A 13,102-nucleotide genomic window follows, 5' to 3' on the forward strand; every position below is an offset into this window, starting at 1 on the left:
TACATACTAGTCTTTTCACTATCAGTATACTCTTTCTCAACTAGTATGTAAAGCATAATAGTAATTTTTTTTTAAAAAAATTTTTATTCCTTAAAAATCCCATAAAATCAAGGGTTTCACTGTATACTGGTGTGTAAATATACAAAAAAAGTTCAAAAAACACTTTATTTTGTAGATTGATTGGAGTATAATAATTAAAATTATTCAAAAGGAGACACGAATATGAAAAAATCGAAGCTTGCTCTTTTAGCAGGTGTCGCCGCAGCTTCAACGCTTTTCCTTGCTGCATGTGGCTCATCTTCTAATGCGTCAAAAGGGACTACCTACAACTACGTGTATGGTACAGACCCTGATTCCTTGAACTATTTGACTTCAAATCGTTCAACTACAAGCGACATTACAACCAACTTGGTCGATGGTTTGTTTGAAAACGATCAATACGGTAACTTAGTGCCTGCTCTTGCTGAGGACTGGTCCGTTTCAAAAGATGGTCTGACTTATACTTACAAGCTTCGAAAAGACGCGAAGTGGTATGATTCAGAAGGAAATGAATACGCTGACGTCACTGCACAAGATTTCGTGACATCTCTAAAATACGTAGCAGATAAAAAATCGGATGCTCTTTACTTGGTTCAAAACTCAGTCAAAGGCTTGGATGACTATGTAAACGGGAAAACCAAAGACTTCTCAACCGTTGGGGTAAAAGCTGTTGATGATCACACTCTTCAATACACTTTGAACCAACCAGAATCTTTCTGGAATTCTAAATTGACGACTGCTACCATGATGCCAGTTAATGAAAAATTCTTGGAATCAGCTGGGAAAGACTTTGGTAGCGTGAAACCAAATGGTATCCTCTACAATGGTGCCTACATTTTGAAATCCTTCACTTCAAAATCACAAATCGAGTTGGATAAAAACCCTGATTACTACGACAAGAAAAATGTTCACATCGATACGGTTAAATTGACTTACTTCGATGGATCTGACCAAGACTATCTTGCTCGTAACTTCTCAGATGGGAACCTATCTACTGCTCGTCTCTTCCCAACAAGCTCAACTTACAGTACGATTGAGAAGAAATTCAAGGATAACATCGTTTATTCCCCACAAGATTCTACTGTTTACTACGCTTACTTCAACGTCAACCGTCAAAATTACGGCCATACGAAGAAGACATCTGATGAGCAAAAGAACAACACGAAGACAGCCCTTCAAAACAAAAACTTCCGTCAAGCTTTGAACTTCGCTTTGGATAGAACTTCCTACAGCGCTCAAGTTAACGGGAAAGACGGAGCATCAAAAACTCTTCGTACCCTACTAGTTCCACCTACATTTGTGCAAGCCAACGGAAAAGACTTCGGTACGCTCGTTGAAGAAAAACTTGCCGCAACAGGAGATGAGTGGAAAGGTGTAAGCTTTGCTGATGCTCAAGATAGCTTGCATAATGCGGATAAGGCCAAAGCGGAACTTGCAAAAGCAAAATCTGAATTGCAATCACAAGGTGTTCAATTCCCAATCCATATCGACTATGTCGTAGACCAATCTTCTAATGCTCTTGTCCAACAAGCAGACTCTATGAAGAGTTCTATTGAAACAGCTCTTGGTAAAGACAATGTCGTGATCGATGTACAAAAATTGTCTACAGACGATGCAGATAACGCTACTTACTTTGCCCAATCACCAGAGCAAAAAGACTTTGATATGGATATCACTGGTTGGGGACCTGACTTCCAAGACCCATCTACTTACTTGAATATCTTGAACCCAACAGATGGTTCAACCTTGACTGGTATGGGACTTGATCCTAAGAAAGACCAAGCGCTCATCGAGAAAATTGGTTTGAACCAATACAAAGAATTGCTAGATGCTGCCAATGCTGAAAAATTGGATACCAATGCACGTTATGAAAAATACGCTGATGCCCAAGCTTGGTTGACTGAAAACGCAATGGTTCTTCCAATCTACTCTAAGGGTGGAGTACCATCTATCACGAAGGTAACACCATTTTCAGCAGCAAATTCTGCAATTGGTATTAAAGGTGAAACAACCTTCTTCAAATACCAAAAACTTCAAGATAAGACAGTTACAACTGCCGAACATGAAAAAGCTTATAAGAATTGGTTGAAAGAAAAAGAAGAATCAAACAAAAAAGCGCAAGAAGAACTTGCAAAACACGTGAAATAATCGCGATAAAAAACACCGAGGATATAATCCTCGGTGTTTTTGGTTAAGGATAAAACTATCTTTGAAACTTTCCTTAGGTGAGTACGGACGTTAGCGAACTTCTCCGAAGTTCCATAACTTAGTTTTGAACCTAAAGTTTCAAAACTCCCGAATGCTAGAAATACTTTATTTCTAGCACTTTTCTAACGGCGGAAAGTTTCGGTATTTGTTTAAATAAGCTTAATAAATTAGATTATTATAATTCTTTCCGCAACACTTGGCTTGTCCTATGTAAAAAACAGTTTGTCTATTTATTGGATTTTTCATTTCTCAATCTTTTATAGACTCAGCGCTACCTCACGACAATCTTCCGATAACTTCTAGAAGTCAGAAGAAAGACGAGGATATAAGAGATGAAAAAGACAGCGCAGATGGCTAAGGTTGTTTGAAGGACCAAGCCCGCATTGTTCGCTCCTAAGAGAGCAACGATTTTTGCAATCATCTTATAGGCCACTCCTAGGTAGAGGAAGGAGAAGAATAATGGAAGGAAAAAGACGGTGAGAATCTGTTTGCGTATGGTGGTGCCGGTTTGCTTTTGGTCCAATCCTACTTGTTGCAAGATCACAAAATTTTCCCGGTCCTCATAGCCTTCTGAAATCTGTTTGTAGTAAATGACGAGAACCGTAGCCAATAGAAAGATCACAGATAGGAAAACACCAATAAAGAGGATTGTCCCTGCTGATTCACGCCACTCCTTCTCCATGCTGTATCGATCAACCCCACCAAACAAAGTCGCACCATATTGACTCATTTTGTCTGTCGAATAAAGCTCTTTGGCCATTCCAGCTATAAAATCTTGGTTTTCTTTATTTTTAGCACTAATAGAGAATTCCAAATTTTTATCAATTTTTAATCCCAGTTGGTTCAAGTCAGGGAGGACAAGATACAAGCCCATTTGGTGTTGAAACAGGTCGGCTTGAGGGAGTTTCCCTTGGATAAAATTGGAGTCTAGTTTTTGCTTAATCGCGAAGCTCTTTCCATTGATTTCTAATTGCGAGTCTAGTCTTCCAGGATACTGATACCCATAGGCTAGGATTTCATTTTCCCCAAGCTCAACTTTTTGACCCGTCAGTTGCTCATAAGTTGCCTGATCAAAAAAGTAGACTACTCCTTCTGTCTTCAATTCCTGACCAGTTTCTTGATCGGACTGGTCATAAACCTCTAACACCTTTCCACCAATCCTTCGAATGCTAGCTGACCAGTATGTTGTCTGTGCCACCTGATAATCGGACAGATGTGTCGCATCGGCCACTTTCTTAATTTGGGCTTGAACCTCCTCAATAACCGGTTCTGTTTCAGCTTCTGAAGTCATATGCCCCACACTAATATTGTAGTCCGAAGGGTACATAGTATCTAGGTAATTCTGCCCTCCAATAAAGAGATTGAGCGACCCTGTTAAGGTGACCAAGACCATGGTGGAAAGAATACTAATGGTCGCAAGGCCCGCTGCATTTTTTCGCATCCGTGCTATTAAGTTGGAGACGGATATAAAATTCTCTGGCTTGTAATAGTAGGATTTCCGACCTTTGAGAAATCTTAAAAAGGTAATGGTGCCCGCGTTGAATAAGAGATAAGTCGCAAGAATGACCAAGATAACGGCAATAAAGAATCTTTGGACAGCCGCAACTGGACGCTCTGCTGTTAGCGCTAAATAGAAAGCAATTCCTAAGAGTCCTAGTCCTAAAAGAGTTTGGACCAGCAAGAAGCGTCCTTTCTTCTCTCCTGCCTTTTTATGTTGCATGAGGTGGAGGGAACTGTAGCGCAAGAGACGGAAAGAATTTAACAAGAGAATGAGGGCAAAAGCTAAGGCTAGCCCAAATAAAGTGTTAAGAACAGCCCCTATCTGGAAGGTCGATTGAATGACGACTGGAAGCCCCATACATTTTAAGAGGAGGGCAAAAATCAAGGGATCAAACAAGAGCCCCAAGCCCAGTCCTACTCCAACTGTGAGGATATAGAAGATAAGCAATTCCCATAAGGTCATGACGAGGAGATGCTTCTTCTCCATCCCCAAAACACTGTATAATCCCAATTCTTTGGAACGATTTTTCATAACATAGCCATTGGCATAAGCCACTAAAATGACGACGACCAGCTGGACGACGAAACAACCAAAACCAAGGACAGCTCTCGCCGTTCGTCCTCCGTAAGAAGTTTCTAAATGAGGGGTCGTTGCCAGGGCAATAAAGCTATAGAGGATCATGGTCGTTAAAATGACAGCTATAGCGAAAGGGTAATACAATTTGCGATTTTGTTTGAGGTTGGAAAGAGCCAATTTACTTGTTAATTTAAACATCACAATCCTCCTTTCCCGCCATGACCGTCAGGGTATCCGAGATTTCTTGGAACATCTGACGCTCTGTCTTTTCCCCGCGGAAAATCTGGTTGTAAAGGATCCCATCCTTGATAAAGAGCACGCGCTTGGCCCGTGCTGCGGCTGCGGTCGAGTGGGTCACCATGAGAATGGTTTGACCCATGGTATTGATATCTTCAAAGACATCTAGTAACGCAGCTGAAGACTTGGAATCCAGCGCCCCTGTTGGCTCATCGGCCAGGAGGATTTCTGGCGAGGTAATGATGGCCCGCGCTACGGCTACCCGTTGCTTTTGTCCACCAGAGATTTCGTAAGGGTATTTTTCAAGCAGTTGGTGAATGCCCAACTCTCGACTGACGCTATCCACCTTGCTCATCATTTCCTTGACCGGTCTGCGAGAAAGGACCAGAGGGAGAAGGATATTGTCCTTGACAGACAAGGTGTCGAGAAGGTTGAAATCTTGAAAGACGAAGCCTAGTTTTTCCCGGCGGAAGCTGGAGGCGTCCTTGTTCTTGATGGTTGAGGTATCTGTGCCATTGAGGTAAACCTGCCCTTCCGTCGGCTGATCCAGCATGGCCAGGATGTTGAGGAGGGTTGATTTCCCAGATCCTGATTCCCCCATGATGGCCACGTATTCGCCCTTCTCAACAGTAAAATGGATATCCTTTAAGGCTTCGACCTGCGTTCCTTGAAAGCGGGTTTTGTAGATTTTTTTGATATGTTGAACGTCTAGTAGGGTCATGGTCCATTCCTTTCTAGCTCGAAAAAGCTTCAATCGTTTTTTACAAATCTATTGTACTAAAACTGAAACGCTTTCACCATAACATAACCTTACATTTTCCCCTTTATTTCTTACATTTTTGTAAGAAAGCAAAAATAGGCTAGGACAAAAGTCCTAGCCTATTAATTGTTTTGGGATTGTCGAGCAAGACGCAGTGGTTGAGTGGGCTCTACTACGCTGATTTCATCAGCTTTTACAGCCCTACTCAACTGTGCGGAGGTGGGACGACGAAATCGAATTCTAACGAATTACCGATTTCTGTCCCACTCTCATTTTCATTTATGAATTATTCAGCTGATGAAGATGAAGAGATATAAGGTGAAATCATCTTATATGCACTTTCAAGAGCTTGTTTCATAGTGTCACGTCCAGATTTCAATTGTTGTGCAAAAGCAGTACGTCCTTGTTCAGGAACAACTGTATCATCTGAACCACCAGTTGAAAGTGCTGTATCAAATTGAGTTTTTGATTCGTCCAATGTCTTCAGAGCTGGCTCTACTTGTTGAGTATATATAGATCTATGTGATTCTGGAATTTGATCGCCAAGATCTTGAGCATATTTTTTATAGTTATCCACTAATTTACTATAAAGAGTTTTCATATCACCAATTGTTTTGGCGTTATCGATTTCTTCATCAGTCAACAAGACAATTTCTGGAATTTTAACAGAAGAGGTTGCTGATTTAGATGATTTTGATGAACTGCTTGATTTGCTTTCTGAAGTAGATGATTTTTCTACTTTGCTAGAAGAAGCTTTAGCATCTTTGCTTGATGATTCCGAAGCAGTTTTACCAGAACATGCTGCTAACGTTGCAACGGACAAGAGAGCCACACCGGCTGTAAGAAGTTTTTTCATATTTTTTCTCCTATAAATAAAGAATGAATATATTTTAAATGATTTTCCTTTACTTGTCAAATATTTTCTGTTTCCAAATGCAATTACACCGTTAATTATCACTAGTTTTTAACATATTTTCTATCCTAAAAAATATCGTTTATTTTGTATTTTTATTCATATATTGAATAAACAAAACCAGAAAAACAGTCGTTTTCTGGTTTATTCTTCTTTTTATTGATGAAGCAGTTGCGTAAATTCTTCTTGAAGTTCCTTGTTGTCCGTTGGCTTTAGATACATCTTTCCACCATTGGTCGTTGGCGAATGAAAGACAATGCCTTCTCCTGTATCTGTAATAGCAAAGAAATAACTATGCACATCTGGATACTTGTCCCAATTGCTATAGCGTTCCACGATGCGGTATTTTGCATTTCCCTGACCAGTATCTGTATAAATGGCATCCATCTTACTATTTTCCCCTAGAGTATAGAGGTTGTCTGGTCCTACATCACCACCAGCGATGCCTTTTTGATAGTTGGGTTGTCCCATCTTTTCGCCCCAGGTCTTCATAAATTCTGCTAATTTTGCTGATTTTTCAGCATTCCAAGGTGTTTTCTCCTGGCTTTGGGTATCGCCTCCTGATGGTGTGCTTTCAAAGGTTTGCCAGTCAAAACTCTTGAGGTCCAGTTTATCCTCATCAGATTTTCCAAAGAGAGCATTCAGATCTGACCCAGGTACCTGAACTTCTTCTTCTTGGACTTTTGTCGCGGCTTGAGGTGTCTTTTCTATTTGTGAAAGCACGGCTACACCACGGCCAGTTCCTGACATCCAGCTGACTTCTAAGACTTCTCCTCCCTGATAGAGGGTCGTCGCATTGCGCGCTCCACCGTGTCCAGCGACGAAACCTTCAGCTAGTAGAGTCGGTTTTTGCTCCTTGAGGTAGTAGACTCCTGTCGCAAAGTAGCTTCCATCGGTCTGCTGATTGGCGATGATCATCTCATCTACCCCATCGTTATTTAAGTCCTTAAAGGCATAGCGAACAGCTTCTGGCTGATTGATGACCGTCTCGATCACCCAGCTATTGATCATCCGATCTTCTTTGGCTAATGCATCATTCAATTTGGAAATGGCATCCAAATCCTTTGAAGTAGCAAAAATCTTTTGGTAGTCTGAAAAAACAGACTGGTATAATTGTTTGTTATCTGCTTTTTTCGCTTGTTTCTTTGCTGAAGTCTGGCTCGTTGCAACCTCTTTTTTAGGACTGGACTGCCGCTGGTATCTCTGGTAACATCCTGTTAACAAGACCATACTTGAAGCCACTAATCCCAACTGGATCCAATGTTTTCTTTTCATCTGATCTCCTTTAGTCTCCCTTATTTTCATACTAAACTTTATTATACTAAAAAAAGTGTGAGGACGGAATCCCTTCTTCACACTTAGTTTTCTTTATTTGGTTTAGTTCTACGATCCGTTTGACTTTCAATATGCTCTTTCACCAAGGCAACCACCTCATCATTGGTTGGAAGGTCCGAGTGCTGGGCATCTTCCCCCGTCACTGTGATCTCCGTATAACTAGCAGCTTGGTTTTGGTAGATATATTTCCCAGCAGAAACACTGGCATCTGGGACCAACTCATCGGAATCATAGGTGATGGTCCCTGCTACTGAATACATATGGAGGGTACTAGGAATGGCTTCTTTTCCCTTGATAAAATCGGCCAACATCTCAGATTTATTTTTGATATTGGTCTCCGTGAAATTGTAGGGAGTTCCGATGGTCATGAGGGTCTTGAGATCGATATCATAATCCCCCAGATAATTTTCAATAAAGGCTGTATAAATCAAGCCACCGTTGGAATGACCCAAGCCCTTGAAATTATTAAAATTGTATTTTTCTTGAAGGGCTTCAAAGGCTTGATTGAATAGTTTAGCCTGCTTTTTAATATTGCTATAGCCATCTTTGTTGTTTTCAAAACCAACCACAATCACTGGTTCATTGTCCTTGGCATCAATACTACCGCTATAGGTGATATTCCCATCATTCCATACCTTGAGCTTGAGAAGACTGTGCTTGGTGCCTTGGCGGCCTTGGTTGAGCTTGGTCACCAAGCCATCAAAGCGGTCCTCTGTTGCTGAGCTTCCTGGAATCATGATGATGGGCGACAGTTTGGAATTATAAAATTTCTCGATTTTTGAAACATTGGTTCGAGTCCAGCTATAAGAAGGTATGGCTAAACCGATCAAGAAAAGACAGACCAAAGTAAGGACGATTGCTGTTTTTTTAGATTGTTTCATCGCTTTCTCCTTTCACTTTTAAATCTTTTCGGATACGATTTCCCATACGGACAAATGGTAGATAAAGGAGCACATCGATGGCAAAACAAAGGATACTGACAGCTAAGGCCCTCAAACTTCCTCCGGTTCCAATAAAAGCATAGAGAAGGCTAGGAGTCCCATCTGGCACCGGATAGACGGCTGCAGGCATCAGCTTGAAGCACAAAGCTACAGCTGCTATTCCCATATTCACCAAGGGGATCAATAAGAAGGGAATCACATATAGGAGGTTGAGAAGGACCGGTATCCCTACCATGAAAGAAGCCCCATTGTTAAAGAGACTTGGAAACAGACTGAGAAGGCTGACTTTCTTGTCCTTTTGACTTCGCGAAACCAGCAGGATCGCTACCAATAAGGCTAGAACTGCACCAATTCCACCTACCAGACCAAAACTGCGGTACAAATTGGTCAAGGTATAGAGATGAGGAATGCCTGTCGTTGAATGATGGGTCACAGCGTAGGTGAGATTTTCCAAAGCAAAGTTATCATCCGCAATTGAGTTCAAGGCAAAGGCTTGACTATTACCAAACCAAGCAGATAGCCCACTAAATAGTCCCATGACAAAGGTGGACAGGAGATGATGACTACTTACCGTTAGAGAAGCCAAGAACTGTCGGATAGTCTGAAAAATATTAAATTGATTTCCAAGAACCAAAAGAAGATTGAGGCTGACCCCTAGAACTAAGGACAAGAAAATGGGACGAACAGTCTTGGGCTGATAGATGAAATCCTTGTCCACAATCTGGTCGTCACTAGCCTTGGATAGACGAAAGATTTGCCCGATTAGATAGCCTAAAACAATGGCTAAGATGATATTGGTCGTCGCAGGTAAGTTGATACGCGTCAGTTGCCCGTCATGGAGGGGGCCCACCAACAATTCCTGAGAGCCTACTATTAGACTGACCAAAAGAGCTGTCACTCCAGCTGTCCCTGTACTTCTACCATAGTGCCCAGCTGTATATTTTCCAGCGAAGTAGGTCACTAAAGGCCCAGCTAGACCTCCTAAAAAATTGGAAAAATTAATGAGGACTTGACTAATGGCCTGATCCCATGGCAACCAGCTATCCATCGAAAAGAGCTGATGGATATAGCCTCGATCGGAGAAGACCGATAAGGCAATCACCCGAACGATTCCTGAAAATAGGAAAAAAGGAAATAAGGAAACCAGGGTTTTCTGGGAAATTTGAATCAAACTTTTTTCTCGTAACCAGAAAAACTTCTGGACTAAATACTTGGTCATGGGGCCTCCTGTTCGAGTTGATTGACTTATTCACGTTTACTGCTTTCTTCTTATTATATCATACTGGCGAGCCTTTCCTTTCGTTTGGAGAAGCATCGTCTTTTGAGAATGCTGTTAATATTTTCAAAACTTTTCAAAAACTCTTTGACAGGGGTCTTCATTTCCTCTATACTATTTGTTAGCTAACAAAACGATGGATCAGGTTACCGTTGGTCTTGCTATGCTCCTAGCGATTGGAGCTGACGGAAAATCAAATCGTTTCCATGGATTTTCATCCGATTTTATACCAAAGTCCATATCTTTAGGAAGATTTAGGAGGAATCAGACGTCTATGTCACAAGAAAAAATTTCAGCCAAGGTCCTCTACGCTATTTTTGCAACAGGGATCCTTTCCTTTTGCGGGGTGGCTGGAGAAACTGCCATGAATATCACCTTCCCAATATTGATGAAGGAATTTGAGATCAATACCGCAACCGTCCAGTGGGTCACCACCATCTATCTTCTAGTGGTTGCCTGTGTAGTCCCCTTATCTGCCTACCTCAAACGCTCTTTTAAAATGAAGTCCATCTTTTTAGTTGGAAATCTCCTATCTGTTTTAGGTGTTCTCATTGACTTCCTAGCTCCAAGTTTTGGCTTTGTGGTTTTGGGTCGATTGGTCCAAGGAATGGGGGTTGGTTTTGCCCTTCCTCTGATGTTTAATATCATTTTAGAGCAGGTCCCAAAACGCAAGATTGGTCTCATGATGGGAGTGGGGACCCTGATTACAGCTATCGCTCCCGCCATTGGGCCTACTGTCGGTGGTCTCTTGACAGCTAACTTTGGCTGGCGTTCCATCTTCTTGGTTCAATTCCCGATCCTTCTAGCTTCGCTAGTTGCAGGACTTCGCTCCATTGAACAAATCAGTATAGTCAAGCGAGAAACCCTTGATATCATGAGCCTTCTCGCTATTATTGCTTCATTTTTAGGCTTGATTTTAGGGATTCACGGTCTTTCTGATCATGCTTTCTTTAGTTTTTCTGTCCTTGGCTGGCTGATGATCGGAATCTTGGGACTGGTTCTCTTAGTCTGGCGGTCCAATCAGTTGGAGAATCCCATTATCAACCTTGCCATCTTAAAGAACCATCTCCTCACTGGCCATGTTCTTGCCTTTTTCACTTTCCAATTAGGTTCTCTGGCCATGAGTTTCCTCTTGCCCAATTATATCCAGTTGGTCAACCACTCTAACACCACACTTGCAGCTTTGATGCTGCTTCCAGGAGCCATCATCGGAGCTGGCTTTGCTCCTTTCTCCGGTCTCATTTTAGATAAACTAGGCGCCCGCAGACCAATTCTCCTTGGAGCTGTTTTGATCCTTCTGGCTCATTTCTTCTTCACACTCTTTGGCTTGAAGTTATCAAATGTCTTGATTCTTATCTTTTACATGATCTTCATGACCGGTATGGGACTTGCCTTTGGCAATATCATGACAAACGGACAGAAACAACTGGCGCTGGAGGAGCAACCTGATGCGAACGCGATCTTTAACACCCTGCAACAATTTGCAGGCGCTGTCGGAACAACCCTGGCTTCACTGATCGTTGCCATGAGCCAAGCCAATCAAAAGATGGACTTCACCCAAGCCACTGCTAAAGGAAGCCGCAACGGTTTTATGGTCCTATTTGCCTTAGGTATCTTCCAACTCCTTCTCTTATTTTGGGTTGTGGGAAAAGATAATGAAACCAACTAATTTATCTCGTCAAAAAACAGCAGGAAGCCTGCTGTTTTTTGTTATCCTTTCCGCACTCGCGTTAGAATGCCATCAGGATCCTCAAAAATTATGCACTTCTGCTAAATAAACCTTGATAGGATAGGTGTATGTCAAATTCTCTCTCCATTTTGCTTGTAATGTCAAATTTTACAACTAAAAGGTTCCATTAAATTGTCTAACTTTTATCATTTGAGTTAAAATCCTTGATTTCTTTCTGTATTTTATTTATAATCATTCTAAATAAGGAAAAGGAGACATTGTATGACTGAAATAAAACATGGAGTAGATGAATCATTTAGCGATCGCTTGAATATTTTGAGAGCTGCGGTTCTAGGGGCCAATGATGGAATCATTTCTATCGCTGGAGTGGTGATTGGGGTGGCCAGTGCCACACCAAACATCTGGATCATTTTCCTATCTGGCTTGTCTGCGATTCTGGCAGGTGCCTTTTCGATGGCGGGCGGTGAATATGTCTCTGTTTCCACACAAAAAGACACGGAAGAGGCCGCTGTTAACCGTGAACAAGCCTTGTTGGATCGCGATCCAAAGTTAGCTAGAGACTCTCTCTACCATGCTTATCTTGAAAATGGAGAATGTGAAACTTCAGCAAAAATTCTAACAGAGCGGGCATTTCTGAAACATCCTCTCAAAGCCCTGGTTGAAGAGAAATATGGTATCGAATACGAGGAGTTTACCAATCCTTGGCATGCTGCTGCCTCTAGCTTCCTTGCTTTTTCTGTTGGTTCCCTTCCTCCAATGCTCTCTATTATTCTCTTTCCAACTGCCTATCGCATTCCGGTGACGGTCTTCGTTGTTGGACTATCCTTAATCTTCACTGGCTATACCAGTGCGAAACTGGGAAAAGCACCAACCAAGCAAGCCATGCTTCGCAATCTCATCATTGGCCTTCTCACCATGGGTGTGACATACTTCTTCGGACAACTCTTTAGTATCTAAAAAGCTGAGACTTCTGTCTCAGCTTTTCTTATGCTTCTAATAAGGCTTGGGCTTGTTTTTCCAATCCTGCGACTGCTTCATCTGTCAAGACCAATTCACCTGTTTCCCAAGCTTCTGGGTTAACGGTTGTTCCAGTAAACTCTCCAACCACTTGAGTCCGAACGAATGGTAAGAGTGCTTGGTAAGCCGCAAACATTGGCTCGTGTCCTGCATTAGCGACTGAAGAGACGGTTACGATCTTGTCTTGGAGGGCAGATGGACCACGTGTTTCTGATAGGTCAAGCGCACGGCTGAGCCAGTCGATCAGGTTTTTCACTACACCTGGAATGGCAAAGTTGTAGACTGGTGAGAAGATCCAGATGGCATCCGCAGCAAGGACTGCATCACGCGCTGCTTGCACAGCTGGCAAGGTTGGCGTTTCCAAATCTTGGTTCATCATTGGGATGCCCTTGTAGTCCAAGTAAGTCACCGTTGCTTTTCCTTCAAGAAGGCTTTCTGCTTTCTGGGCCATTTGATGGTTGAAAGATCCTTGACGAAGGGATCCGACGATAAATAAAATGTTTCTCATAGTTGCTTTCTCTTTCTGTTGTAAGAATATTTGTTATATTAACTATTATACATGCCCTAGATGTAATGTCAAGAATTACAACTTGGAATTTACTAAGCTTT

11 protein-coding genes are annotated in these 13,102 nt (G+C 41.9%); 4 read left to right on the forward strand and 7 right to left on the reverse strand.

The window, feature by feature from the left end; all coding sequences use genetic code 11:
* Window positions 1–222: 222 nt before the first annotated feature.
* Window positions 223–2,187 carry a peptide ABC transporter substrate-binding protein gene (locus tag PCY11_RS02825; RefSeq protein ID WP_301362449.1) on the forward strand — a complete coding sequence of 655 codons (1,965 nt, stop codon included), beginning with the start codon at window positions 223–225 and terminating at the stop codon, window positions 2,185–2,187.
* Between the two features lie 331 nt (window positions 2,188–2,518).
* On the opposite strand, the gene PCY11_RS02830 is transcribed toward PCY11_RS02825, so the two are convergent.
* The 6 genes from PCY11_RS02830 to PCY11_RS02855 form a co-directional block, all read right to left on the reverse strand.
* Window positions 2,519–4,522 carry an FtsX-like permease family protein gene (locus PCY11_RS02830; RefSeq protein WP_301362450.1) on the reverse strand — a complete coding sequence of 668 codons (2,004 nt, stop codon included), beginning with the start codon at window positions 4,520–4,522 and terminating at the stop codon, window positions 2,519–2,521.
* Window positions 4,515–5,282, reverse strand: coding sequence for an ABC transporter ATP-binding protein (locus PCY11_RS02835; protein WP_049486379.1), 768 nt, complete (start codon window positions 5,280–5,282; stop codon window positions 4,515–4,517). Before PCY11_RS02835 ends, PCY11_RS02830 begins: the two co-directional genes overlap by 8 nt.
* 325 nt (window positions 5,283–5,607) lie before the next feature.
* Window positions 5,608–6,177, reverse strand: a complete 570-nt coding sequence (locus tag PCY11_RS02840; protein WP_003006147.1) for a hypothetical protein — start codon at window positions 6,175–6,177, stop codon at window positions 5,608–5,610.
* Between the two features lie 213 nt (window positions 6,178–6,390).
* A complete protein-coding gene (locus PCY11_RS02845; protein ID WP_301362451.1) occupies window positions 6,391–7,509 on the reverse strand; it encodes a DUF4767 domain-containing protein in 1,119 nt (372 codons plus the stop codon).
* 83 nt (window positions 7,510–7,592) lie between these two features.
* A complete protein-coding gene (locus tag PCY11_RS02850) occupies window positions 7,593–8,450 on the reverse strand; it encodes an alpha/beta hydrolase (RefSeq protein ID WP_301362452.1) in 858 nt (285 codons plus the stop codon).
* On the reverse strand, window positions 8,437–9,729 hold the full coding sequence (locus tag PCY11_RS02855) for a PTS transporter subunit EIIC (protein WP_301362453.1): 1,293 nt from the start codon (window positions 9,727–9,729) through the stop codon (window positions 8,437–8,439). The genes PCY11_RS02850 and PCY11_RS02855 overlap by 14 nt, the downstream gene beginning before the upstream one ends.
* Window positions 9,730–10,060: 331 nt before the next feature.
* Between PCY11_RS02855 and PCY11_RS02860 the strand changes: the two genes are divergently transcribed.
* From PCY11_RS02860 to PCY11_RS02870, 3 genes are all read left to right on the forward strand, one after another.
* Window positions 10,061–11,455, forward strand: a complete 1,395-nt coding sequence (locus PCY11_RS02860) for an MFS transporter (protein ID WP_301362454.1) — start codon at window positions 10,061–10,063, stop codon at window positions 11,453–11,455.
* The gene (locus tag PCY11_RS02865) at window positions 11,442–11,564 is read left to right on the forward strand and encodes a hypothetical protein (RefSeq protein WP_256317999.1); all 123 of its coding nucleotides are present in this window, start codon (window positions 11,442–11,444) and stop codon (window positions 11,562–11,564) included. The genes PCY11_RS02860 and PCY11_RS02865 overlap by 14 nt, the downstream gene beginning before the upstream one ends.
* 173 nt (window positions 11,565–11,737) lie before the next feature.
* On the forward strand, window positions 11,738–12,433 hold the full coding sequence (locus tag PCY11_RS02870) for a VIT family protein (RefSeq protein ID WP_070845362.1): 696 nt from the start codon (window positions 11,738–11,740) through the stop codon (window positions 12,431–12,433).
* Window positions 12,434–12,461: 28 nt separating this feature from the next.
* Here the strand turns inward: PCY11_RS02870 and PCY11_RS02875 are convergent, their stop codons facing one another.
* Complete coding sequence (locus PCY11_RS02875; RefSeq protein WP_070845360.1) at window positions 12,462–13,001, reverse strand: NADPH-dependent FMN reductase; 540 nt, start codon at window positions 12,999–13,001, stop codon at window positions 12,462–12,464.
* Window positions 13,002–13,102 lie beyond the last annotated feature (101 nt).

The organism is Streptococcus sp. SP8, assembly GCF_030440045.1.
Classification (GTDB): domain Bacteria; phylum Bacillota; class Bacilli; order Lactobacillales; family Streptococcaceae; genus Streptococcus; species Streptococcus parasanguinis_I.

Coding starts and splice junctions, on each gene's coding strand:
- PCY11_RS02855 (WP_301362453.1), bottom strand. CDS start 9,729: ATGACCAAGTATTTAGTCCAGAAGTTTTTCTGGTTACGAGAAAAAAGT.
- PCY11_RS02830 (WP_301362450.1), bottom strand. CDS start 4,522: ATGTTTAAATTAACAAGTAAATTGGCTCTTTCCAACCTCAAACAAAAT.
- PCY11_RS02840 (WP_003006147.1), bottom strand. CDS start 6,177: ATGAAAAAACTTCTTACAGCCGGTGTGGCTCTCTTGTCCGTTGCAACG.
- PCY11_RS02875 (WP_070845360.1), bottom strand. CDS start 13,001: ATGAGAAACATTTTATTTATCGTCGGATCCCTTCGTCAAGGATCTTTC.
- PCY11_RS02850 (WP_301362452.1), bottom strand. CDS start 8,450: ATGAAACAATCTAAAAAAACAGCAATCGTCCTTACTTTGGTCTGTCTT.
- PCY11_RS02825 (WP_301362449.1), top strand. CDS start 223: ATGAAAAAATCGAAGCTTGCTCTTTTAGCAGGTGTCGCCGCAGCTTCA.
- PCY11_RS02835 (WP_049486379.1), bottom strand. CDS start 5,282: ATGACCCTACTAGACGTTCAACATATCAAAAAAATCTACAAAACCCGC.
- PCY11_RS02870 (WP_070845362.1), top strand. CDS start 11,738: ATGACTGAAATAAAACATGGAGTAGATGAATCATTTAGCGATCGCTTG.
- PCY11_RS02860 (WP_301362454.1), top strand. CDS start 10,061: ATGTCACAAGAAAAAATTTCAGCCAAGGTCCTCTACGCTATTTTTGCA.
- PCY11_RS02845 (WP_301362451.1), bottom strand. CDS start 7,509: ATGAAAAGAAAACATTGGATCCAGTTGGGATTAGTGGCTTCAAGTATG.
- PCY11_RS02865 (WP_256317999.1), top strand. CDS start 11,442: ATGAAACCAACTAATTTATCTCGTCAAAAAACAGCAGGAAGCCTGCTG.